This is a genomic window from Neobacillus drentensis NBRC 102427, from assembly GCF_001591445.1.
Lineage (GTDB): Bacteria > Bacillota > Bacilli > Bacillales > Cytobacillaceae > Neobacillus > Neobacillus drentensis.
In genome coordinates, this window is the sequence record NZ_BCUX01000013.1 from 99,756 (window position 1) to 124,162 (window position 24,407).

The 24,407-nt window shown below is 38.3% G+C and carries 27 protein-coding genes; 23 read left to right on the top strand and 4 right to left on the bottom strand.

Annotated elements, in window-relative coordinates:
* Positions 1-137: 137 nt before the first annotated feature.
* The 5 genes from BDR01S_RS08350 (at position 138) to BDR01S_RS08370 (ending at position 5,196) form a co-directional block, all read left to right on the top strand.
* Positions 138-917 carry an IclR family transcriptional regulator gene (locus tag BDR01S_RS08350; RefSeq protein ID WP_066251462.1) on the top strand — a complete coding sequence of 260 codons (780 nt, stop codon included), beginning with the start codon at positions 138-140 and terminating at the stop codon, positions 915-917.
* A 46-nt stretch (positions 918-963) separates the two neighbouring features.
* Positions 964-1,851 carry an acetaldehyde dehydrogenase (acetylating) gene (locus tag BDR01S_RS08355; RefSeq protein ID WP_066251468.1) on the top strand — a complete coding sequence of 296 codons (888 nt, stop codon included), beginning with the start codon at positions 964-966 and terminating at the stop codon, positions 1,849-1,851.
* 23 nt (positions 1,852-1,874) lie between these two features.
* Positions 1,875-2,903 carry a 4-hydroxy-2-oxovalerate aldolase gene (gene dmpG, locus BDR01S_RS08360; protein ID WP_066251471.1) on the top strand — a complete coding sequence of 343 codons (1,029 nt, stop codon included), beginning with the start codon at positions 1,875-1,877 and terminating at the stop codon, positions 2,901-2,903.
* Positions 2,904-3,121: 218 nt separating this feature from the next.
* Positions 3,122-4,531 (top strand): GntP family permease, encoded by a 1,410-nt coding sequence (locus BDR01S_RS08365; protein WP_066251475.1) that lies wholly within the window; start codon positions 3,122-3,124, stop codon positions 4,529-4,531.
* Positions 4,532-4,764: 233 nt separating this feature from the next.
* On the top strand, positions 4,765-5,196 hold the full coding sequence (locus BDR01S_RS08370; protein ID WP_066251476.1) for a HEAT repeat domain-containing protein: 432 nt from the start codon (positions 4,765-4,767) through the stop codon (positions 5,194-5,196).
* Positions 5,197-5,270: 74 nt separating this feature from the next.
* On the opposite strand, the gene BDR01S_RS08375 is transcribed toward BDR01S_RS08370, so the two are convergent.
* Complete coding sequence (locus tag BDR01S_RS08375; RefSeq protein ID WP_066251480.1) at positions 5,271-5,708, bottom strand: MarR family winged helix-turn-helix transcriptional regulator; 438 nt, start codon at positions 5,706-5,708, stop codon at positions 5,271-5,273.
* Positions 5,709-5,731: 23 nt separating this feature from the next.
* The gene (locus BDR01S_RS08380) at positions 5,732-6,211 is read right to left on the bottom strand and encodes a glutathione peroxidase (protein ID WP_066251482.1); all 480 of its coding nucleotides are present in this window, start codon (positions 6,209-6,211) and stop codon (positions 5,732-5,734) included.
* 162 nt (positions 6,212-6,373) lie between these two features.
* Between BDR01S_RS08380 and BDR01S_RS08385 the strand changes: the two genes are divergently transcribed.
* From BDR01S_RS08385 to BDR01S_RS08395, 3 genes are all read left to right on the top strand, one after another.
* Entirely contained in the window at positions 6,374-6,601 is a 228-nt protein-coding gene (locus BDR01S_RS08385) for a hypothetical protein (protein WP_066251484.1), read from the top strand.
* 150 nt (positions 6,602-6,751) lie between these two features.
* Complete coding sequence (locus BDR01S_RS08390) at positions 6,752-7,162, top strand: vWA domain-containing protein (protein ID WP_066251487.1); 411 nt, start codon at positions 6,752-6,754, stop codon at positions 7,160-7,162.
* Between the two features lie 54 nt (positions 7,163-7,216).
* Positions 7,217-7,831 carry a methyltransferase gene (locus BDR01S_RS08395; RefSeq protein ID WP_066259727.1) on the top strand — a complete coding sequence of 205 codons (615 nt, stop codon included), beginning with the start codon at positions 7,217-7,219 and terminating at the stop codon, positions 7,829-7,831.
* Here the strand turns inward: BDR01S_RS08395 and BDR01S_RS08400 are convergent.
* The gene (locus BDR01S_RS08400) at positions 7,810-8,964 is read right to left on the bottom strand and encodes a GIY-YIG nuclease family protein (RefSeq protein WP_235846521.1); all 1,155 of its coding nucleotides are present in this window, start codon (positions 8,962-8,964) and stop codon (positions 7,810-7,812) included. The genes BDR01S_RS08395 and BDR01S_RS08400 overlap by 22 nt on opposite strands.
* Before the next feature lie 32 nt (positions 8,965-8,996).
* Positions 8,997-10,481 (bottom strand): peptide MFS transporter, encoded by a 1,485-nt coding sequence (locus BDR01S_RS08405; RefSeq protein ID WP_066251489.1) that lies wholly within the window; start codon positions 10,479-10,481, stop codon positions 8,997-8,999.
* Between the two features lie 374 nt (positions 10,482-10,855).
* Between BDR01S_RS08405 and BDR01S_RS08410 the strand changes: the two genes are divergently transcribed.
* From BDR01S_RS08410 to BDR01S_RS08475, 15 genes are all read left to right on the top strand, one after another.
* Positions 10,856-11,620 (top strand): MerR family transcriptional regulator, encoded by a 765-nt coding sequence (locus tag BDR01S_RS08410; RefSeq protein WP_066251491.1) that lies wholly within the window; start codon positions 10,856-10,858, stop codon positions 11,618-11,620.
* Between the two features lie 356 nt (positions 11,621-11,976).
* On the top strand, positions 11,977-12,990 hold the full coding sequence (locus tag BDR01S_RS08415) for an ABC transporter ATP-binding protein (RefSeq protein WP_066251494.1): 1,014 nt from the start codon (positions 11,977-11,979) through the stop codon (positions 12,988-12,990).
* Positions 12,971-13,939 (top strand): ABC transporter ATP-binding protein, encoded by a 969-nt coding sequence (locus BDR01S_RS08420; protein WP_066251496.1) that lies wholly within the window; start codon positions 12,971-12,973, stop codon positions 13,937-13,939. The genes BDR01S_RS08415 and BDR01S_RS08420 overlap by 20 nt, the downstream gene beginning before the upstream one ends.
* The gene (locus BDR01S_RS25715) at positions 13,936-14,136 is read left to right on the top strand and encodes a hypothetical protein (RefSeq protein ID WP_169801422.1); all 201 of its coding nucleotides are present in this window, start codon (positions 13,936-13,938) and stop codon (positions 14,134-14,136) included. The genes BDR01S_RS08420 and BDR01S_RS25715 overlap by 4 nt, the downstream gene beginning before the upstream one ends.
* A gap of 41 nt (positions 14,137-14,177) precedes the next feature.
* Entirely contained in the window at positions 14,178-15,794 is a 1,617-nt protein-coding gene (locus tag BDR01S_RS08425) for an ABC transporter substrate-binding protein (RefSeq protein ID WP_066259729.1), read from the top strand.
* A 128-nt stretch (positions 15,795-15,922) separates the two neighbouring features.
* Complete coding sequence (locus tag BDR01S_RS08430; protein WP_066251498.1) at positions 15,923-16,930, top strand: ABC transporter permease; 1,008 nt, start codon at positions 15,923-15,925, stop codon at positions 16,928-16,930.
* Between the two features lie 17 nt (positions 16,931-16,947).
* Positions 16,948-17,847: a nickel transporter permease gene (gene nikC / locus BDR01S_RS08435; protein WP_066251500.1), complete on the top strand. Its 900-nt coding sequence runs from the start codon at positions 16,948-16,950 to the stop codon at positions 17,845-17,847.
* Positions 17,848-18,000: 153 nt separating this feature from the next.
* Complete coding sequence (locus BDR01S_RS08440; RefSeq protein ID WP_268874663.1) at positions 18,001-18,519, top strand: shikimate kinase; 519 nt, start codon at positions 18,001-18,003, stop codon at positions 18,517-18,519.
* 51 nt (positions 18,520-18,570) lie between these two features.
* A complete protein-coding gene (gene aroD, locus BDR01S_RS08445) occupies positions 18,571-19,335 on the top strand; it encodes a type I 3-dehydroquinate dehydratase (protein WP_066251503.1) in 765 nt (254 codons plus the stop codon).
* 299 nt (positions 19,336-19,634) lie between these two features.
* Positions 19,635-20,060 carry a DUF4395 domain-containing protein gene (locus tag BDR01S_RS08450; RefSeq protein ID WP_066251504.1) on the top strand — a complete coding sequence of 142 codons (426 nt, stop codon included), beginning with the start codon at positions 19,635-19,637 and terminating at the stop codon, positions 20,058-20,060.
* 361 nt (positions 20,061-20,421) lie between these two features.
* Positions 20,422-20,862: a GlcG/HbpS family heme-binding protein gene (locus BDR01S_RS08455; RefSeq protein WP_066251506.1), complete on the top strand. Its 441-nt coding sequence runs from the start codon at positions 20,422-20,424 to the stop codon at positions 20,860-20,862.
* Positions 20,863-20,877: 15 nt separating this feature from the next.
* Positions 20,878-21,798 (top strand): catechol 2,3-dioxygenase, encoded by a 921-nt coding sequence (locus tag BDR01S_RS08460; protein WP_066251511.1) that lies wholly within the window; start codon positions 20,878-20,880, stop codon positions 21,796-21,798.
* A 59-nt stretch (positions 21,799-21,857) separates the two neighbouring features.
* Positions 21,858-22,649, top strand: coding sequence for a 2-keto-4-pentenoate hydratase (locus tag BDR01S_RS08465; RefSeq protein ID WP_066251514.1), 792 nt, complete (start codon positions 21,858-21,860; stop codon positions 22,647-22,649).
* Between the two features lie 23 nt (positions 22,650-22,672).
* Complete coding sequence (locus BDR01S_RS08470) at positions 22,673-22,876, top strand: 4-oxalocrotonate tautomerase (RefSeq protein WP_066251517.1); 204 nt, start codon at positions 22,673-22,675, stop codon at positions 22,874-22,876.
* A 5-nt stretch (positions 22,877-22,881) separates the two neighbouring features.
* Positions 22,882-24,357, top strand: a complete 1,476-nt coding sequence (locus BDR01S_RS08475) for an aldehyde dehydrogenase (protein ID WP_066251521.1) — start codon at positions 22,882-22,884, stop codon at positions 24,355-24,357.
* Positions 24,358-24,407: the final 50 nt, after the last annotated feature.

The following is a 24,407-nucleotide window of genomic DNA, read 5'->3' on the forward strand; positions in this document are numbered from 1 at the left end:
CATTGGAAATCAGACTCTTTTTTTGATGCAAAATAAATCATTAAAATATTGACAGAATAATGAACGAGAGTTACTATTAAATTGTCCTTAAGAAATGCGAATGCCATTCGGTAATGCCGAATAAAAGGAGGATGTTTGTGTCAGAACGATTAATTCAGTCTGTTGAAAGAGCCGCTGATATCCTTGAATTATTTTTGGTTACTAAACCAGAACTTAGTATCAAAGAGATTAGTGAGAATTTAAACTTATCAAAAAGTACTGTTCATGGAATTATCAAGACCTTGGAACATAGGGGCTATCTTCAACAAAATCCTGAAGATGCAAAGTATAGGCCGGGAATTAAACTGTTTGAACTTGGTAATTTTGTCGGAAAACATCTCGATATTGGGAAAGTTGCAAGACCATTTATTAGAGAGTTAGTGGATGAACTTAATGAAACCGTTCACTTAGTTTCCTTACAACGTGATGAAGTTATTTACATTGAAAAGGTAGAAGGGCATAGTACCCTTACTATTTATTCACATATTGGAAAAAGAGCACCTTTTCATAGTACAGGAGTTGGGAAGTCAATCCTTGCTTACTTAAATGAAAATGAGGCAAACAGAATCTTATCTTCCATCAAATTGGAATCGTTCACAAAGCACACGATGACAAATATTGAGGATATTAAGGAACAGTTACATTCGATCCGCGAGCAAGGCTATGCCGTAGATGATGAGGAAATTGAGCTAGGGTTGAAATGTATAGCCGCTCCCATTTTTAATCATCAAGGAAATGTAATCGCTTCAATCAGCTGTGCTGCGCCTAAAATGAGGCTTGATGAAAATAAGCTTCCTAAGGTTATTGCTGGAATTAAAAAGGCTGCAGCTGAGATATCTATTTGTTTAGGGTATAAAGGAAAGCACCTTATAGAATGACTAGAGAGAATAAAAAAACACATTAATTTTTAGGAGGAGAATTATTTTGTCAAAAGTAAAAGTTGCCGTTCTTGGCTCAGGAAACATTGGAACAGATTTAATGGTTAAACTTGGACGTTCAGAATTATTAGAGTTAACAGCTGTAATTGGGATTGACCCGCAATCAGATGGATTACGACGTGCCAGAGAATTAGGTTATGCAGGGGTTGATACTGGGATTGATGGTTTTCTTTCAGACCCAACATTAGAAGCTGACATCGTATTTGATGCAACTTCGGCCAAGGCTCATCTCTATAATGCAAAAGTATTAAAAGAAGCAGGAATTAAAGTAATTGATATGACTCCTGCCGCTGTTGGTCCATATGTATGTGCTGCCGTAAATATTGACGAACATTTAGATAAAGATAATATCAATTTAATTACCTGTGGCGGTCAAGCAACTATACCAATGGTCCATGCAGTTAACCGTGTCGCTCCAGTAGAATATGCAGAAATCGTTGCGACGATTGCCAGCTTGAGTGCAGGTCCCGGAACACGTGCAAATATCGATGAATTTACTGAAACCACTTCACTGGCTATTTCAAAGGTTGGCGGTGCGAAAAAAGGCAAAGCAATTATGATTTTAAACCCAGCAGAACCGCCAATTATGATGCGTGATACTGTTTATACACTTGTTGAAGAAGGAAAAATGGACGAAGCAGCAATTAGAAAATCGATTGATGAAATGGCTGAAGTTGTTCAATCCTATGTACCCGGCTATCGACTACGGACCGAACCTATTTTCGAAGGAAATAAAGTAACCATCTTCCTTGAAGTAGAAGGTGCAGGAGATTACCTACCTAAATACGCAGGAAACCTAGATATCATGACATCTGCCGGTGTTAAAATTGCCGAAGCGTTTGCAAAAAAACTATTAACGAAAGCAACAGTTTAAGCTGTGGAAAGGGGTAAATAAAAATGACAAATGAAAGAGATATTCTTATCACTGAGGTAGCCTTACGCGATGGAAGCCATGCCATCAATCATCAATATACAGTGGAGCAAGTACTTAAAGTGACAAAGGCATTAAACGATGCAAATGTTCCATATATTGAGGTTTCACATGGAGACGGGTTAGCAGGTTCGTCCTTACAGTATGGACTTTCACGTACAAATGAAATGGAATTAATTGAAGCAGCTGTTTCTGTTGCCGATAAATCTAAAATTGCGGTTCTTTTATTACCAGGTATCGGGACATTACATGAATTAAAAGAAGCAGCTAATTTAGGGGCAAAAATGGCTCGTATTGCGACACATGTAACAGAAGCAGACGTGGCGCCACAACATATTGCCTATGCAAAAGAACTTGGGATGGAAACTGTAGGATTCTTAATGATGAACCATATGGCACCTGTCAGTAAGTTAGTTGAGCAGGCAAAACTAATGGAAAGCTATGGAGCGGACACAGTCTATGTGGTTGACTCCGCAGGATACTTACTTCCTGATCAAGTTCGCGAACGTATTCGAGCCCTAAAACAATCGATTGGTGTTAATGTTGGTTTCCATGGCCATAATAATCTATCACTTGCAATGGCAAACACACTTGTAGCCATTGAAGAAGGCGCTACTCGTATAGATGGCAGCGTTCGTTGCCTTGGTGCCGGTGCCGGTAATACACAAACAGAAGTACTTGTTGCAGTTTGTGAACGGATGGGAATTAAAACAGGGGTAGATTTATATAAAATGATGGATTTATCTGAGGATATTGTCGCACCACTTTTACAAGTACCACAAGAAATTACCAAAGATAGCCTAACACTTGGATATGCCGGTGTATACTCGAGCTTTGCGCTTCATGCAAAACGTGCGGCTACAAAATTTGGTGTAGATTCACGTGATATCTTAATTGAATTAGGCAAGCGGAAAGTAGTTGGCGGTCAAGAGGATATGATCGTTGAAGTAGCAGCAGAAATTGCTAAAAATAAGTCAAAAATAGTTTTGGCCTAAAATTTTATATCTGACTAAAAAGAGATTAATAGAATAGGGTTTTTGGAAGAGGGGACAAAACTGTTCCCCTTCCATCAACTATTTTATATCGCAATAATAATTTTTTATTATCTATTTTTACTGCACTTGTAAGCGTTATACCCTTTTAAGAAGAGAGAGTGTGTGTCTTAATTTCATCTTAGCTGAAATTTACATTATAGGATTAGAGGAGAAATTTTATGGAATTAGTTGTTATTTTATTAGCTCTCGGAATGTTAATGTTTATCGCATACCGAGGATTTTCAGTTATCATTTTTGCACCTTTATGTGCATTGTTTGCTGTGCTTTTAACAGAACCCGGATGGCTTCTACCTGTTTACTCTAATGTATTTATGGGGAAAATGGTTGAATACATTCAGCTTTACTTTCCAATTTTCTTATTAGGAGCGATTTTTGGTAAAGTAGTAGAAATGTCAGGACTTGCTAAATCAATTGCTTCTACCATTGTTAACGTCGTGGGTCAAAAACGAGGAATGTTAGCCATCGTTTTACTTGCTGCCATTTTAACATATAGTGGAATTAGCTTAGTAGTGGTAGCATTTGCTGTTTATCCATTTGCTGCACACCTATTCAGACAATCAAATATTCCAAAACGATTGATTCCAGGTACGATTGCGCTTGGTTCCTTCACCTTTACGATGGATGCATTACCTGGTTCGCCACAAGTACAAAACGTAATTCCAACAACCTTCTTTAAAACAGATCTTTATGCAGCACCTACGCTTGGGATTATCGGAGCGATTTTTATCTTCATAATTGGAATGTGGTATTTAAACTCTCGTCGTAAAAAGGCAGAAAAAGCAGGAGAAGGTTATGATTGTTTCGGTACAATCAAAGAAACAAATGAAGTTTCCATTAATTTGGACGAAAATGAGAGTATTGGACGTAAAATTTTCGCCTTTTTACCTGTTTTATTAGTAGCTGTTTTAAACAAAGTATTTACAACGATTATTCCAAAATGGTATCCAAACGGTTTCGATTTTGAATCCATTGGAATGAATTTTCCAAGCATTGAAACGTCTAAAGTTATTGGAATTTGGTCTGTTGAAATCGCCCTTTTAGTCGGTATTCTTGCTACCATTCTTTATAATCGTAAACCTGTTTTGATGAATTTCAAAGATGGAATGAGGATCGGGGTAGCAGGTGCACTCCTTGCTATTATGAACTCTGCAACAGAATATGGATTTGGAGCTGTAATTTCAAATATGCCTGGTTTTGGTATGGCAAGAGATGGAATTGCAAAAGTATTCTCGCATCCTTTACTAAACGGAGCTGTTACAACCAACATTCTTTCTGCAATCTCTGGTTCAGCTTCCGCTGGTATTGCCATCACTCTTGGAATGATGTCAGAAAAATATATTGAACTAGCAAATCAATTCGGTATTCCACTTGAAGTAATGCACCGTGTCATTTCCATGGCTTCAGGTGGTATGGATACACTACCACATAATGGGGCAGTCATTACCTTGCTGGCTATTACAGGTTTAACTCATAAGCAGTCTTATCGTGACATTTTCGCCATTACCATAATTAAAACCATCGCAGCATTCTTTGTCATTGCCGTATATTTGGTAACTGGGATTGTTTAATAATCCAATGGTTAGATAAAGTATAAATATCTCTAGTCATAGAGGCATTTGCAAGTACACAAAGTCCAAGTTGGACAAGTTTACTTGCTTTTTTTAATTGAACATAAAAAAATTCTCCAATTCTTTTAGCATTAAAATCAGTGATAATTGACATCAATGATTAGAAATATTACACTCAAATCTTGGAGAGGTTAAGATCGAAATATTATATGGACTGAAGGAGATTGGATTATTTGAAAAAAACTGAAGAAAAAAGTACGTTACCGGAAAATTATGAGGAATTAAAGAAACAAGCCAGTCGAACATCTAATTGGAGAGAGCGTTTAGATGCGGTTGAAGAGTTAGGAAATTGGAAGAACAAACATGTTGTCGATATACTTATACGAATCATGAATAATGATTCAGTCTATAAAGTTCAAGAAGCGGCATTCCGGAAGTTGAAAAGTTTAGGAGAAGATGTTCAATTACCACAAAGGAAAAAAGGCGAATTTAATAAAGATATAAATAAAATTTTGTTAAGAATTAAGAAAAGTCTTCCTGAAGGTCATACCTTTGAAGAGTTTAAAGAGAAAGTAAAGAAAATGAGACTTGATGTGTATGATACATATGAAGGAAATAAAGGGTCTGATTTTGATAATTGGCTTGAAAATATGTGGGTGAAATAATGCTAAAAAAACAACACTTGAAACAAAAAGTGTTGTTTTTTTGTTATTGATTCATATAGTGCCATGTTGTAAGGTTAACGTTCCCGTTCTTTCAGCTTCCTATGCAATTGATTCAATCGCTCCATTAGCTGTTTGTATTCCTCAAGTCCAATATTACAGGATTGTATTTCGTTACTGACTGTTTTTGTAATTGCCTTCTTTTCATTCAGTGCTTTCTTTTGCAAAAAGATATAGACCCTGCGTTCATCAGTTTTTGAACGTTCTTTTCTAATCCATCCGTTTGCTTCCATCCTTGTTAGCATCGGAGTCAATGTTCCTGTACCTAAATGTAATTTTTTTCCAAGTTCTTTAACCGTTACACTATCTTTTTCCCATAGTGCTAATAAAACCAAGTATTGAGGATAGGTTAATCCATAAGGTTGAAGTGTACTGGAATATAACTTATTAAATTCACTCGCTGTTTCATAAACCGCAAAGCATAGTTGATTTTTTAAAAGCATGAAGTCTTCCATGATGATCACCTAACTTTAAATAACTATGATAATAAACTTTTTATATCCTTCTCAATTCTGCTTGGTTCCGTCGTTGGTGCATAGCGTTCAATCACCTGACCATTAGGGTCGACTAGAAATTTTGTGAAATTCCATTTAATATTTTTTGAAAGGGCTCCTGGTTTTTTGTTTTTTAAATGAGTAAAGAGGGGATCAGTATTCGTGCCATTTACATCAATTTTTGCAAATATCGGGAAGGTTACACCGTAATTTAATTGGCAAAACTGAGTTGTCTCATCAATATTTGCAAATTCTTGATTGGCGAATTGATCACATGGGAAGCCTAAAATTTCTAAGCCAAGCTCATGGTATTTTTCATATAATTCCTGAAGTCCTTTGAATTGAGGTGTCAATCCGCATTTACTAGCAGTATTGACAATTAATAATGGTTTGCCTTCGTAATCCATTAAAGATTTTTCCTCGCCATTAGTCATCTTTACACTAAAATCATATATTGTTGTCATTTTAGCATCTCCCTGGATTATTATTTATTTTTTAATAAATTAAATCGCCTACGATTTAATCTTACACAATTTACCTGAAAGTGGCAAGTTGAATATAATAATGCCACGTGGATATCTGGAAATATAAAAGAGAACGATAAAGGTGAAAAGGAGGTTTTGCAGATGGACTTAAATTTATTTAATAATAAAAACGATGAAGAAAAGAAAATTCTAAAAGACGTTCTTGAAGATTCCATCGCAACGGAAGAAAGTTTAATGCGGGACTATCTTATAACGGCAGAGCGAATTCATGATGATGATGAACTAAAAGAACGGCTCGAAAACTTTGCTGAAGGAAATGCGAAACGAACCAAACAACTGATTGATGAACTGAATGATATTAAAGAATAGTAAAATAAAGTGCTCATCTGACGCTAGAATAGGATGAGCCTTATTCATTTTTATTGTTGCTCTGATTACCTCTATTATCCAAACATAAACCTTTTCTTTATATACCAAAATAAGATGGTTCACTTATTCATTCCAAAGGAGTTGGTTGTGTTGAAATGGCACAAGACGATACTTTCAATGATTCAACAGCGTCAAGATAAAAAGGTTGCGTTAGCTGTTGACACTTCCACGAATGAAGCCCCAAGCATTTTAATCAATAACATAGTAAAACTGTTTGAACAGCTTAAACCAGATACCATTCTGGTGCAAGCCGACTTTAAAATTAGGAGTACTTCACCAGTCAAAAGTGATACAATTAAATACTATACACATGGTAAGTCTTCATATACTTTGGTACTTGAGTGGGCAGAGGAAGAAAATATCGATACGCTGTTTTATATTACCGATGTAACAGGCTTTATTGCTGAAGAAATTGACTCGGTTAGTTTTGAAATGATTTGGCTTGTACCTGGTGCTATCTTACCAAGGGTTCCTTTTGGTAAAGCAATTAAGGTTGCTTGAAAAGAAATCCCTCACGTTAAGTGGGGGATGAATTCGTTCGAAATGGAGTTTACGATGAAAGAATATTATTATGATAAATTATTGGGGATTAATACGGGAGGGGACCAAAACGGATTTAATAAGTCTTTCCATTACCATCGTTATGAACCCACACCCTATAGTGCGCTAGAAGAATTATTTAACCACTATCAATTGACTAGCAGCGATCGAATCGTTGACTTTGGGTGTGGTAAAGGGCGACTTAACTTTTTTATTTATTATCACTTTGGTGCAACGGTCGTTGGCATTGAAATGAATGAAGAATTCTATCAGGAAGCAATCGAAAATCAAAATAGTTATTTAAAGAAAACTAAAATAATTGATAGCCCTATTTATTTTTATTGCTGCCTGGCAGAAGAATATCAGGTTGATCAAATTGACAATCGCTTTTACTTTTTCAATCCATTTTCCATTCAAATTTTTATGAAAACAATTAATAATATATTACTATCAATTGAAAAATTCGAACGAAATATTGAATTGATTTTATACTACCCATCAGAAGATTATATTTATTATTTAGAAAATGACACTTCCTTTGAATTGAAAAAGGAAATTACGCTTCCTTACTTTTATGAGCATAATTCTAATGAAAGATTTTTAATTTATCAGCTATTAGTTTCACGATAAGTTAGTAATTTCATTAATTCCGCATCTAAATCTGTTGTGTATTCTAAATCAAGCATTTGTTCAGAAATGATGAGATAACGGCTGTTACTTCCTTTCAAATAGCTATAGATAATCTGCGCTGCATCTATCTCATCCTTGTTGATTTTCTTTGCGGATGTTTCGTTCTTAGTTTTAAAAGTGGTTAAAACAGTGGTCTTGATGGCTTCACGCAAAGTTTCAACCTCAGACCATTGATATTTTTTACTAAAAAGGACATTGTTTTTCTTGATCAGGAATAGCTTAAAAATCCTATCTGTTAAGGATTCGATGACGACCAAATTTTTATCGCTTTCCGCAAATTCAATCACTTTTTCCTTATTGAGTAGCGAGTGAATGGACTCCAACATGTCCCTATATTTTACGGCTTCTTCAAATTCGAATGTTTCTGAGGCCTCTATCATTCTTCGCTCAAATATCTCCAACAGGCTCGTATCCTTGCCTTCAAGTAATCCGATGATTTTGTTTATGCTGTCATTGTACTGGTCGAGCGCTGTGCCTCCCATACACACACCGATGCACAACCCTAAGGAATAGTTTAAACACGGATTATTCTTTTTTGAAGGGGTGCTGCAGCTTATCTTATAGAAATTCTTTATCCCTTGAAGTGCCCTTTCTACTGTATGTTTACTGGTATAAGGCCCAAAATAGAGATTATTTGGCTTATCGGGGGTACTACAAATTTCAATTCTTTGATAACTGTCATCCATTTGAATCCCGATGTAGATATAGGCTTGAGGACTTTTCATCATCCGATTAAAAATTGGCTTTATTTCCCTGATTAATTGACATTCAAGCATGAAGGCTTCAAATTCTGTATCTGTGAGAATATAATCAAAATCCTTTAGACTTGCTTTAAGCTTGATGATCTTTTGAGAATGAGATTGGGAATTTTGGAAGTAAGACCGTACACGATTTTTAAGATTCTTTGCTTTCCCTACATATATAATCTGTGCTCTGGAGTCCTTCATAAGATACACTCCCGGGGAAGAGGGGAGATTTTTTACTTTCTCTTTAAGTTCCATACGAATTCCTCCATTCTCAGTATATTTTATCACAAATAAAAAAGGTGCCCAGTCTTCATCATCCGTTAACATTGGATGAGAAGACTGGGCACCTCGTTTTCTTATTATCTAATACCTTTCATGTAGCCCTGAATTTTCGGTGCCAACACTAATAGGATAATACCTAGGACGATAGATGCTCCACCGATTACACCAAAATAGGTCATTTCAGTTTCAGGTGTATAGAATTTAACAACTTGAGCATTTAGGGCTTGTGCAGCAGCACTTGCTAGGAACCATAGGCTCATTGTTTGTGCTGAGAAAGCTGCAGGAGCTAATTTTGTTGTGGCTGATAATCCTACAGGTGACATACACAATTCACCAAATACAACAATTAAATAACTAATAACAAGCCACATTGGGCTTACCAATGAATCCGTACCACCAAAATAGGATGGGATAAGAATAACAAGGAATGACAAACCAGCAAATAATAATGATAATGAGAACTTTTGAGGTATCGTTGGCTGGCGCTTTCCTAATTTAACCCATATCCAAGCAAATAATGGCGCAAATATAATAATAAATAACGGGTTTAACGATTGGAACCACGCAGGTTTAATTTCAATTCCTGCAAAATGTAATTGCGTGCGAGTATCAGCATAACTAGCAAGGATGGTTGAGCCTTGCTCTTGGATTGCCCAGAACATAACTGCTGCAATAAATAATGGAATATAAGCAATAATTCTAGAACGTTCAACAGCAGTGGTTTTTGGACTGCGATACATCACAACAAAGTAAATCGTTGGAATTAAAATTCCAAGGAAAGTGACAATATTAATAAATCTAGCAAAAGTTAAAAGTCCCTTTGGTATTAATACTGCACATAAAACAGCAAGAATAATTACAGCTAATCCAAAAATAGTGAAGGTCTTTTTCTTTTCTGTAGGTGACAGTGGATTGGCGATCACCGTTCCTACTAGCCCTAGATTTTTTTTCTTTGTTAGAACGAACACAAGTAATCCAAAGAACATACCTACAGCTGCAATCGCAAAACCTATGTGGAAGTTAGCTATCGATCCAACGATTAATGGGGATAAGAATCCTCCCAGGTTAATACTCATATAGTAAATTGTGAAACCTGCATCACGTCGTTCGTCCTTTTCGCTGTACAATTCACCAACAGCGGAAGAAACATTTGGTTTAAGCATCCCAGTACCTAGGACAATCAATACCATAGAAACAAAGAACATAGCAACACTGCCCGGAATAGCGAGTGCTATATGTCCAAACATAATTAAAATTCCACCGTAAAACACGGCTTTTGAAGACCCAAAGATTCGGTCAGCCAGCCAGCCGCCAATTATTCCGGACATGTAAACAAGTGATCCGTAGATGGACATGATTGAAAGTGCGAGACTCTTATCAATACCCAAGCCACCTTTTGTGACTTCATAATACATATAGAAAACAAGGATGGCCCTCATTCCATAGTAAGAGAAACGCTCCCAGAATTCGGTAAAGAAAAGTGTAGATAGTCCTTTAGGATGTCCAAAAAATCCTGTTTGAGGGACACTATCCACAATTTTCTGTCTATTGATTTTTGACATGTTATTACCTCCCTTATATTATTCTATAATACTTTCTAGAGTTTTGAATTGTCAAAAACTTTTTTTGGAAAATAAGTTATAAAAGTTTAAAAACATTGATATTACTGAATTCTTGTCAGTGGTTTTTATAAAAGAAAGTTTTTTTAAAATAGTAAATAATTTCTGATTAAAGTGATTTTTCACTATAATAGAATAGTAGAAAATATTCACTAACAGAGAGTGTAAAGAGAATTAAATTAAAATGGGTGCCTGACACCACAATTGGACAAATGTCCATCTGTGGTGTCAGGCACTATTTTCCGAAAATAGGCATAATACTAATTGACATTGACGTTGCGTAAAGGAGTATCGTTAGCTTATGAGGAGGTGATTGAATGGAGTATACGGTGCAGAAATTAGGCAGTCTAGCAGGTGTGAGTACCAGAACCCTTCGGTACTATGATGAGATTGGAATTCTTAAGCCGGCAAGAATTAATTCGTCAGGATATCGAATCTATGGTCAAGCGGAAGTGGACCGCCTTCAGCAAATCTTATTCTACAGGGAATTAGGGATTAGTTTAGAAAGTATAAAAGAAATTGTTACCGCGCCTTCTTTTGATGGGGCTGTTGCACTGAAAGAGCATCGTGAAAAACTTCTCGAGAAAAAAGAACAGTTAGAAATGTTAATAGCGAATGTGGATAAAACGATCGCGGTAACAGAAGGGAGAATGAGCATGTCAAACAAAGAAAAGTTCGAGGGCTTTAAGAAGAAAATGATTGATGAGAACGAGAAGAAATACGGGAAAGAAATTAGGGAAAAGTACGGGGATGACACAGTTAATAAGTCAAATGCCAAACTACAAAATATGACTCAAGTGCAATATGATGAGGTCACAAAGCTAGCTGAACAGGTTACAGTAACTTTGGCCGAGGCTTATAAAACCGGGGATCCGGCAGGGGATTTAGCACAAAAGGCTGCTGACCTCCATAAGCAATGGTTATGCTACTATTGGAATGAATATAGTAAGGAAGCCCATGCAGGTCTTGCGCAAATGTATGTGGATGATGAGAGATTTACTGCTTATTATGACAAAGAACAGCCAGGTACTGCTGAATTTCTAAGGGATGCCATTCACATTTATACTGGGATGAAAAAGTAATTTTTGCAATAGGAACAGGAGATAAATCAATGGGTGCAAAAATACAGATTTACACAAACTTAAAACGATATTGAGATTTCCCTGTAAGACTTCGATAGTCGTACAGGTTTTTTTTATTTTGTTTTATTATTTTAATATTTAAAGAATAAAATTGCTTTTCTCATCACAAAAAACACCTTATTGCATTAACGCGGCTAAGCGCTATTGGAAAATATTGAACTTTTTTCACATAATTGACATACTTGGGTGTTACCACTAAAGTAATATATGTCATAATAATTTTAAAATTTACTATATTGTTATATTTCTGACTATAGGGAATACATAAATTAATCCATGTACAGGTAGGTGTAAGTGTGGAAAAGAATCCTATTCTTCATATAAAAGACTTAAAGGTATCATTTCAAACAGGTAAAAAACTTGTACCGGCAGTTGATGGCATCAGTTTCGAATTAAAAGACGGAGAGATTCTAGGGATTGTCGGTGAATCGGGGAGTGGTAAAAGCGTCACTTCGTTAGCGGCCATGGGGTTGATTCCTTCTCCGCCAGGAAAAATCGAGAATGGCGAAATTATTTTTGAGGGAAAAGACCTGAAAAATATTTCTGAAAAAGAGTGGCGTAAAATCCGGGGTAACCAGATTTCAATGATATTTCAAGAGCCAATGACATCATTAAATCCACTATTTACGATTGGAAATCAGTTAATGGAAGCAATCCGACTACATACAGACCTTTCAAAGCGAGAAGCAATTGTAAGAAGTATCGAATTATTAAAACTGGTCGGTATCCCTAGAGCAGAAGGAATTCTAAAAGAACATCCACACCAGCTTTCAGGCGGTATGAGACAACGGGTAATGATCGCCATGGCAATGGCGTGCAATCCTAAGGTTCTGATTGCAGACGAGCCAACAACCGCACTTGACGTTACCATTCAAGCACAAATTTTGGCATTAATGAAGGATTTAAATAAAAAGACAAATACAACTATCATTCTCATTACCCATGATTTAGGGGTTGTCGCAGAAATATGTGAACGTGTAATTGTCATGTATGCGGGGCAAATCTTAGAGCAGGGGGATGTAAGGACGATACTCAAAAATCCTCAGCATCCTTATACAAAGGGCCTTTTAAAATCCGTTCCTGATTTAAGAGGGAAAAAGGATCGGCTTTATAGTATTCCTGGCACAGTTCCTACTCCAGGGTCGATTCATAAAGGCTGCCGATTCGCCGCCAGGTGCACAGAGGCATTCGCTCAATGCCAGGAAGAAACACCAGATTTATTTCAAATGGAAAATGACGGACATGAAGTGCGTTGTTTCCTACATACTTTGAAGAAGGGAAGTGGCAGCCATGTCGGAGTTCCTTCTTGAAGTTAATGGGTTAAAAAAGTACTTTCCGATTACAGGCGGTCTTTTTGGAAGGAAACAAGGCGAAGTCAAAGCTGTGGATGATGTATCTTTTTATGTTAAAAAAGGTGAAACGTTGGGCATAGTTGGTGAAAGCGGCTGCGGTAAATCGACCACTGGCCGACTCCTGATGCGATTGATTGAGGCAAGTGAGGGCAGGATTGTTTTTGAAGATCAAGAGATTACTAGTATGTCAAAATCTGAATTAAGAAAAACCCGCCGAGATATCCAGATGGTATTCCAAGATCCCTATGCATCGCTTAATCCAAGGCATTCTATCGAACAGATTCTTGAAGAGCCACTCATTGTTCATGGAATTGGAACAAAAGAGGAACGCAAAAAGCAAGTGAGAGAAATGCTGGAAGTGGTTGGCTTAAGCAGTTACCATGCCAAAAGATATCCGCACCAATTTAGCGGCGGTCAGCGTCAACGGATTGGGATTGCCAAGGCGTTAATGACCAAGCCAAAACTAATCATTGCTGACGAGCCTGTTTCAGCACTCGACGTATCCATTCAGGCCCAGGTTCTTAATCTAATGAAGGATATTCAAAAGGAATTCCAGCTAACCTACATATTTATCGCGCATGATTTAGGAGTAGTCCGCCATATTAGTGACCGTGTGGGTGTGATGTATTTAGGAAGATTAATAGAATTAGCAGAAAGTGAAGAACTATATGAAAATCCGAAGCATCCATATACAAAAGCGCTGCTTTCAGCTGTACCCATACCAGACCCGGATATAAAGAGGGAAACGATTTTAATAGAAGGAGAACTTCCAAGTCCTGCTAATCCTCCTTCCGGCTGTGCCTTCCATACACGCTGCTCACAAGTGATGGATATTTGTAAAAAAACTAGACCAGTGGAGCAAAACCTTAACGGTCATTTTGTCGCATGTCACTTATATAACAAGTGATTTGCAGCATTTATGATAAAGGCTGTGTAAAGACGAATGTTGATCTTGTAGCTATGTTGATTGTAGCGGAAATCGCGAAGACTCCTGCGGGAGTACGGGGCTGGGGAGACCCCGCAGGCGCTTTAGCGCCGAGGAGGCTCCCCGGCATGCCCGCGGAAAGCGAAGCGACTGGAGCGGAAATCAACAGACTAATTTAACACAGCCATGATAAAAAAATATATAGGGGGGCAAAAAATTGATGAAGAAGAGATCTTTTAAAATGCTGTTAATAGCTTTATTAGCCATCAGTATGTTTTTAGTCGGCTGCAGCAGTAAAACGAATGAAAAAGCAGGAAGTAAGAAGGATCCTGCCGCCGGAAGTGAATCGAAAAAAGATACACTTGTATATGGTCGTGGTGGAGATTCTACATCTTTAGATCCTATCACAACAACTGAAGGTGAAGCATTCAAAGTAACAGAAAACATTTATGAAACATTGCTACAGTATGGTGATCAAGATACCACTATTAATCCGGGCCTTGCTGAGAAGTGGGAAGTTACTCCAGACGGTTTGACTTACACATTCCACCTCCGTCAAGGAGTTAAATTCCATGACGGTACTGATTTTAATGCAGATGCGGTTGTATTTAACTTTGACCGCTGGATGAATGGTAATGCCGATAGCTTCCCTTATTACACCATGTTTGGTGGATATAAAAAGGATGAGGGCCACGTTATTAAAGAAGTTAAAGCAGTAGATGCCAATACCGTTCAATTTGTGCTAAAACGTCCACAGGCACCGTTCCTTAAGAACCTGGCTATGTCTCCGTTTGGTATTGCAAGCCCTGAGGCTGTTAAAAAATACGGTGAAAAGTTTAGACAAAATCCAGTTGGAACAGGTCCATTTAAATTCGTTGAGTGGAAAGAAAACGATACAATTACGCTTGAAAAGAACCCGGACTACTGGCAAAAAGGCTTACCTAAGTTAAACAAAGTTATTTTCCGTGTAATTCCTGAAAATACTGCACGTTTAAACGCTCTTGCTAACGGCGAGATTGACGTCATGGATGGATTAAATAATTCAGATGAGGCGACCGTTAAATCAAATGCTAACCTCCAAGTGATTGAACGTCCATCAATGAACGTTGGCTATATTGGTTTAACAACCACTCGTAAACCATTTGATAATAAACTCGTTCGTCAAGCGATTAACTACGCAGTCGATAAAAAATCAATCATTGATGCATTTTATGGTGGAAAAGCTCTTCCTGCTGTCAATCCAATGCCGCCTTCCATCGAAGGCTATAATAAGGCAGTTGAGCCGTATCCATATGATTTAGAAAAAGCTAAAGCATTGTTAAAAGAAGCTGGTTATGAAAAAGGATTTTCAATTGACTTATGGGCAATGCCTGTAGCTCGTCCTTATATGCCAGAAGCACAAAAAGTTGCTGAAGTTATTCAAGAGAGCTTAAGCAAAATCAATGTTAAAGCCAAAATCCAATCTGTTGACTGGGCTACTTACTTAGACAAAGCAGCAAAAGGCGAATTTGACATGTTCATGCTTGGCTGGACAGGGGACAATGGGGACCCTGATAACTTCTTATACACATTGCTTGATAAAGACAGCATTGGAAGTAATAACTACTCCCAATACAGCAATGACAAATTACATGACATCCTAATTAAGGCACAAACTGAAATCGACCAAGCAAAGCGTAATGCACTATACGAGGAAGCACAAGTAATCATCCATGACGATGCTCCTTGGGTTCCACTTGTTCACTCAACTCCGCTATTAGCAGCAGGGAAAGACGTGGCAAATTACTTACCACACCCAACTGGATCAGAAGCATTGACAAAAGTTGAATTTAAATAATATTGGCTGAAAGGGGAGGGAGCTTAGCCTCCCCTTTTGTCAACTAGACCATCCGTTCTTTTTCGTAAAAAAATTGTTTAGCCGAGGCATTTTTTCAGGTGCTAACGCTTTTCAGTGAGGTGAAAAAATTGTTTACTTATACAGTCCGTCGTGTCTTTTCTTTAATACCCGTTTTGATCGGGATGACTCTCGTGGTATTTGCAATCATCCATGCTATTCCAGGAAATCCTGCGCAGGTAATTCTGGGGCAAAGAGCAACAGCAGAATCTATCGCCACGTTAACAAAAGAATTAGGGTTAAACAGGCCTTGGTACATACAGTATGCAGACTATATTAACGCTTTACTTCATGGGGATCTAGGAGTTTCATTGCGGACAAGGGGTCCAATTAACGAAGAGATCTGGTCCTACTTAGCTGCAACCGCAGAATTAACAATAGTGGCCATGTTAATTGCCATTATTGTTGGGGTAAATGCTGGCATTGTCAGTGCATGGTTCTCTAAATCATGGTTTGATTATATTGCCATGGTCCTTGCCCTTATTGGGGTATCACTGCCAATTTTTTGGCTTGGTTTAATGGAGCAATGGGTATTTTCAATTGAATTAGGCTGGCTTCCAACGACTGGAAGAGAGAATGTTCGAGACCCAGTTGCAGCAATTACTCATTTTTATTTAATTGATACGCTTTTACAAGGAAGACCTGATCAGTTTATAACGGTATTAAAACATTTAGTATTACCTAGTCTTGCACTAGCGACCATTCCAATGGCGATTATTGCCAGAATGACCCGTGCCACTATGCTGGAAGTAATGCAGTCAGATTATGTCCGTACAGCAAGAGCAAAGGGACTGAGCATGTTCTGGGTAGTTTATAAACATTCCTTAAAAAATGCCGTTATCCCTGTTCTAACGATCATCGGATTGCAAACTGGTCTTTTACTCGGGGGAGCCATATTGACGGAAACTATCTTTGGCTGGCCGGGAATCGGGAGATATCTATATGATGCAATCGGCTATCGTGATTATCCAGTGATCCAGTCAGGGATATTAATCATTGCGGCAATTTTTGTGCTCATTAATTTAGTTGTGGATCTATTATATGTGTTTGTTGATCCGCGAATTAAATATACCAAGTAGAGGAGGGGGATTTGAAAGTGGCGGAACTTGCAAAAAAAACGGCAAATTTTTCGGCGGGTATTGTTGAAGAAAAGCTGACGCCTCCCTGGAAGGAAGCATGGATTTCATTTTATAAAAACAGATTAGCACTAGCAGGTTTAGGAATTGTAGTCTTTTTTATCATAATTGCTATTATCGCTCCTATTATTGCTCCATATAGCTTTAAAGACCAAGTGCTGGCTGATCGAATGCTCCCGCCCTCAAGTGAGCATTGGTTTGGGACAGACGATTTCGGTCGCGATATTTTTTCACGTATTGTGTATGGTGCAAGAATCTCCTTGTGGGTAGGCTTTTTCTCAGTCCTAGGATCAGTTGTGGCAGGGACATTACTTGGAATTGTCGCTGGTTATTACGGCCGCTGGGTAGATGCTATTATTTCACGTATTTTTGATATTATGCTCGCCTTTCCAAGTATTCTATTAGCGATTGCTGTTGTATCTATTTTAGGGCCATCACTCCAAAACGCATTGATTGCAATTGCGGTGATTAATATCCCGAACTTTGGTCGACTTGTTCGCTCTAAAGTATTAAGTGTTAAACAAGAAGAATATATTATGGCTGCCCGTGCCGTCGGAATGAAAGATACACGGATTCTACTTCGCCATATTTTGCCTAATAGTATATCACCAGTCATCGTCCAAGCTACATTAGCGATTGCCACAGCAATTATTGAAGCAGCAGCCCTTGGGTTCCTTGGCATGGGGGCACAAGCACCGACTCCTGAGTGGGGGAAAATGCTGGCCGATTCCAAAAATTATATCACCCAAGCACCCTGGACGCTTTTCTTCCCCGGGGTCGCAATTATGCTAACCGTACTCGGATTCAACTTAATGGGAGATGGACTAAGAGATATCCTTGACCCGAAAATGAAGCAATAGATAGTGAGACTCCTATGTGGGTCTCTTTCTTTTGGTGTCAGGCACCGATAACGTTTGGAGAGAAGTCAATAATTAATAATTGTCTAATATCTGAAAATAGCATTATAATTATGACTAATAATTTGTTTAATATTATTGGGGGTTTGGAGTATTTTGGAGAATAGAGAAAAGAGTATTGTTTTTATCGGGTTTATGGGTGTTGGAAAAACTACGATTGGCAAGATAGTTGCTAGTAAACTAAATCGCGATTTTATAGATATTGATGAAGTAATTGAAAAAGAATATAACATGCCAGTGTCCGAAATCTTTTCTGAGTTTGGTGAGAAAGTTTTTAGAGAGAAAGAAAAAAGTTTAATTACAAGTCTCGCAAATCAGCAGCAAAAGATAATTTCCGTCGGAGGCGGAGCCTTCCTACAAGAAGAAATTAGGCAAACCTGTTTAGGATCTTGTATTGTTATTCTTCTAGATTTATCCTTGGATGGCTGGAAAGATAGATTAGATCTGATTATCGACAGCCGCCCTGTTTTAAAAGGAAAGTCAGTTGAGGAAATGGAAGATCTATTTTACAAAAGACAGGATATTTATATTAACCATCATTTAAAGATTTCAACGGATAGCAAGGATGCAAACGAAATTGCTGACCAAATTATTGACGAATTAAATTCAATCTAGGGAAAAATAGGCAGCAAAACATATGGAGGATGGGACAAGGAGTGGGAACAAATGACTAAAACTATAACGGTTAGAGATATCGTCATTGGGGAAGACACGCCAAAAATCTGTGTCCCCTTGGTGGGAGAAACTCTTGCACAATTAAAGGAAGAAGCCGAATTTCTAAAAACAATTGACTTAGATGTTGTAGAGTGGCGGGTCGACTTTTTTGACAAGGTAGAAGAGATTGAGCAGGTGAAAAAGGCTCTTGTTGAAATTCGCACGCTCCTGCCTAATACACCACTTATCTTTACCTTTCGAAGCCATAAAGAGGGCGGCAATAAGGAAATAACCACTTCCTTTTATTTTCAATTAAACAAGACGGCCGCAGAAACTGGCATGGTAGATATTATTGATGTCGAGCTATTCAATGATGAAAAAGAAGTCCAAGCATTAATAGAAAATGCTCATGCAAAAAATGTATTTGTTATTATTTCAAACCATGATTTTGATAAGACTCCTGCAAAAGAGGAAATTATCTCGCGTTTAAGGAAAGCACAAGCGTTAGGGGGAGATATTCCAAAAATTGCAGTAATGCCAACTAGTGCAGCCGATGTGCTAACCCTCTTAGATGCAACCAATACAATGAGAGAACAGTTTGCGGATCGGCCGTTCATTACCATGTCTATGGCGGGTAAAGGGGTCATAAGTCGATTGGCAGGCGAAGTATTCGGGTCTGCTGTTACTTTTGGGGCAGCAAAAAAAGCCTCCGCACCCGGGCAGGTAAATGTGAAGGAATTGCGTAGTGTATTAAACCTGTTACATGAAAGTCTATAAAAATCCGAAAAGCACTCAGATGAGTGCTTTTGCTATTTTGTAAGGAGACGGGCACGAATAGCCACTAATCGTTACCGTTTGCAGGTGTTTTGCAAGGAGACAGGCACGAATAGCCACTAATCGTTACCGTCTGCGGGTATTTTGTAAGGAAACGGGCACGAATAAGCACCCATCGGTTACAAGTGACTTCTTTATAAAATCAGCAGATTTACCTAAAAAACAAATAACTATACAATCTAAATCATTCAAGTTAAAATGACTTTAAGCATACAATTCCAATAAGAAAGGTGGGGATTTTGTTGGCAGATAAGATTCTTTCGATTCCGCAGCCTCTAGTTAGAACAAATCAATCCATTATAGTTCTTAGTGTGGTGTTAACATGGGTTTCAGGGCAAGAGTGGTTTTTATTCATTCCATTTATTACGGGGCTTATGGGGATTATCTTTGGTTATAATCCAATTATGGAGATTCGAAAACAATTTTTAAGAAAAGACCCAAAGTCCTATATTCCTGAAGATTGGGAGCAGCAGCAATTTAATCAGAAGCTTGCAGTTTCATGTCTTGGAATAGGCATCCTTAGCTTTATTTTTGGTTGGAATACAGTTGGGTATATTTTCACTGCTCTTGTTGCAGTCGCAGCTTTTGTAGCCATTTTAGGTTTTTGTATTGGTTGCTTCATCCATTTCCAATGGAAACAATATATATATAGACGATCGGTCCGATAAATATCAAGGAGGATTAATATCTCAATAAAATATGAAGAAACCTAAGTTCTTGCCATTGGCAGGAGCTTTTTTCAATTGGAGAAGTCGATTGAGGATTTATATTCAGAGATGAAATCGTAAATATTTTTCTTCGATAATATTATTCACCATGAGTTTATAAAACTAGCATCTCATGCTGGATTTTAGAGGATTTTTATACAGTTGGTGTCGTTGTTTAATGATATCTAAGCCACTACTATTTAATTAGATGTGTATTTTTAGATAAGGGAAGTGATGCTTATTTTCAAAAATACCAGAGAAAAAGTAATTGTTTTCAATAGGATGAAAGAAATGAAAGCGGAAACAAAGGAGGCGTGATCAAATGAAATTTATTGAACAAAAAAGCATTAGTAACTCCTTTGCACAAGAACTGATTCAAGCAGCAAAAATAAAAGCACAACAATTGAAGATAAATGTAAACATTGCAATCGTGGATCAAGGTGGTAATTTATTAGCTTTCTCCCGAATGGACCATGCTCCGCTTCTAAGTATAAACATAGCTCAAAACAAGGCCTATTCGGCAGTGGCATTTAGACTTCCAACACATGAATGGTATGGAATGATTAAAGACCAGCCGAGCTTAAAAATGGGGATTGTTCACACTGAAAAACTAGTGGTATTTGGCGGTGGGTATCCCGTCTATGATGGTGAACTATTGGTTGGCGGTATAGGGATAAGCGGGGGCTCAGAGGATGAAGACCGACAATGCTGTGAAGCAGCTTTGAAGCTTATAAAAAAAGAAATGTTTTCAAAAACAATATAAGGAGAGTAGAGAAAAATGAATGGAAATGGAATTTTAAGGGCCGGACGGTTAGAATTGCGTGTATTTGATTTAGAAAAATCGGTTGATTACTATAAAAACGTCATTGGTTTAGATGTTACTGCTCAGGATGAGAACCGAGTTTATTTTAAAGCCTGGGATGAGTTTGACCATCACAGTCTCATTCTTCAAAAATCTGATTCCGCTGGCATGGATCACATGGCCTTTAAGGTTGCTGACCATGCCGCCTTAGAATTATTAGAGTATAAAATTGAACAATTTGGCTGCAAACTAAGCCGTATTTCAAACAGAACTCGTGTTGCAGAAGGAGAAGCGATCCGCTTCCAAATTCCGACCGGACATTATGTTGAATTATATACGGATATTGAACATTTGGGGATTGCAACCGGTTCTGTTAATCCGGACCCATGGCCTGATGGATTAAGAGGGATTGCTCCGCACCGACTCGACCATGCTCTTCTAGTTGGAGATGATGTAAAAACTACTACTAGATTTTTCACTGAAATTCTTGGTTTTAAACAAAGCGAGAAAATTCTCAGTGTTGACGGCGAGCAAATGATAGGAAGCTTTTTAACAACGACAAATAAAGCCCATGATATTGCCTTTATTAAAGGCCCAGATGCCAAACTTCATCATGTTGGCTTCTATGTGGATAATTGGTATGAAGTTTTGAAGGCGGCTGATATTTTATCCAAAAACAAAGTGGAAGTGGAAATCACTCCTACAAGGCATGGAATTACCCGCGGTCAAACTGTTTATTTCTTTGACCCATCTGGAAACCGAAATGAGGCATTTGCAAGTGGATATATGACATATGCAGACTTCCCAACTATTACTTGGACTGAAGATCAAATAGGAGCAGGTATTTTCTATCACCGCCGTGAACTGGTGGAATCCTTCAATTTAGCTTTAACCTAAGGAGTGCTGAAGGTGATAAAAGGTTATAACACTCAAACTAGTAAGAAGGTGAACAAAAGATGATTGCCACAGAAAGTATTGAACAAATGGCAGATGAATTATTTTTAGCAGAAAAAAATGCAACCGAACTCGATAAATTAGTGGATAGATATCCTCAATTTGATGTTGAACTTGCCTATGAGGTTCAAAAACGATTAGTAAACAGAAAATGTATCGAGGAAAAAACGAGAGTTGCTGGTTGGAAGCTGGGATTAACTAGTAAGGCAAAGCAGGAAATGATGGGCGTCCATGAACCGACCTACGGTGTGCTGCTTCAGAATATGCAGCTTTACAGTGGTGAACCCATTTCTTTAGCACCATTTATTCATGCAAAAATAGAGCCCGAAATCGCGTTTATCATGAACCGTGAATTAAGGGGTCCGGGGGTTACGGTTGCAGATGTTTTAGCCGCCACGGAATATGTTGCACCTGCACTTGAGATTATTGATAGTCGCTACCGGGGTTTTTCGTTTACACTGCTGGATGTTATTGCTGATAATTCTTCCTCTTCCCGGTTTATAATCGGAGACAAATTAACAAGGCTGGGGGATCTTGATTTAAGTCTTGTAGGTATGATGTTTAAGCATAATGGAAAAATTGTTGCCACCAGTGCGGGTGCAAGTGTGATGGGACATCCTGCAAGAGCGGTTGCTTGGATGGTAAATAAGCTCGCCTTGACTGGACAATATGTGAAACCAGGAGAAGTAATCTTAAGTGGAGCCTTAACTGGAGCAGTGGCAATGAAAGAAAATGATGTCTTTTCATGCCACTTTGACCACTTAGGGTCGTTGGATGTATCGTTCATGAAATAAGGTAGGGAAATGGAGTGGTAGATTTGCCATTTATCCAGGTCAATATGATAGAAGGACGCTCTCCGGAAAAAAAAGAAAAACTAATCTACGAACTTACGAATATAGTTTGTGAAGTGTTAGAGGCACCAAGGGAGACCGTCAGAATCCTCATTAATGAAATGCCTAGCGAACACTGGGGTATTGCTGGAGAATCCGTGAGAAGGCGAGAAGAAAAGGTCGGAGGTTGAACGAAATGACCGAAGTAAAGACAAAAGTAAGAGAGGTAAAATTGTTTATAGACGGTGAGTATGTATGTTCGAGTGAGAATTCCCTCTTTGAAGTAAAAAACCCGGCAACCCAAGAAGTAATTGCGAAGGTTCATGAGGCTTCAAGGGAAGATGTCGATCGGGCTTGCCTTGCTGCACGGAGGGCATTTGAACAAGGGCCATGGCGGACGATGACTGTCCAAGAAAGGTCCAATAAGATTCGTAGAATGGCAGAAATAATCATAGAAAGAAAAGAAGAACTAGCAAGGCTGGAAGCACTTGATGTTGGAAAGCCCTATCCTGTTGCACTTGGGTTCGAAATACCGCGTTCAGCTCATAACTTAAAGTTCTTTGCTGACTTCATGGAACAACAGGGTGGTGAAGTCTATCCGATGGGAGAAGATTTTTTAAACTATACCCGCTATGAGCCTGTCGGGGTTGCGGCGTTAATTACTCCATGGAATCTGCCATTTATGCTGACCACATGGAAGTTAGGCCCTTGTTTAGCAACTGGAAATACAGCAGTAATCAAACCTGCAGAAGCCACTCCACTAACTGTTTCACTTTTGGGGGAAATTGCCAAAGAGGCTGGAATTCCAGATGGAGTAATCAACGTCATTCACGGCTATGGGGGGAATTCAGCGGGTGAATTTATGACTGCGCACTCAGAGGTTGATATGATTTCCTTCACGGGTGAAACGTCGACTGGGAAAGCGATTATGAAAACAGGTGCGGATACATTGAAGAAGGTATCGTTTGAACTTGGCGGAAAGGCAGCAAATATTATTTTTGAAGATGCTAATCTTGATAAGGCTATTCCTGAATCGATTCGAGCTGCTTTTATGAACTCTGGGCAGGTCTGCCTGGCTGGGTCAAGAATTCTTGTTCAACGGCGTATCTTTAATGAGTTTATCGAAAGGTTTAAGAAAGCCGCAGAAGAGTTAGTTGTTGGCGATCCTCAAGATGCCTTAACAAATATGGGACCCTTAGTCAGTGAAGAGCATTATCAAAAAGTAACAAGTTATTTTGAAATTGCTAAACTAGAAAATTCAACGTTGATTACAGGCGGAAAAAGACCAAACCTCCCTGAATACTTGAAGGATGGCTATTATTTGGAGCCAACTGTGTATGTTCAAGAAGATCCTAAAGCCCGAATCTGCCAAGAGGAAATCTTTGGACCAGTCGTGACTATTATCCCTTTTGATACCGAGGATGAAGCACTGCAAATTGCCAACAGTACGGATTATGGTTTGAATGCTGTGATTTGGACAGATAACCTTCAACGTGCCCATCGTGTTTCTCATTCGGTCCGTGCAGGTACTATTTGGGTGAACTGCTGGTTTGTCCGTGATTTACGGGCACCGTTTGGCGGCTATAAAAAAAGCGGAGTTGGTCGTGAAGGCGGTCACCACAGTCTTGAATTCTTTACAGAAGCAAAAAATATATGTATTGCGTTGCATTAAAGAACTTAGGTATAAAGCAGGGCTGTTTAGCATTTAGCGGACAGCCCTTT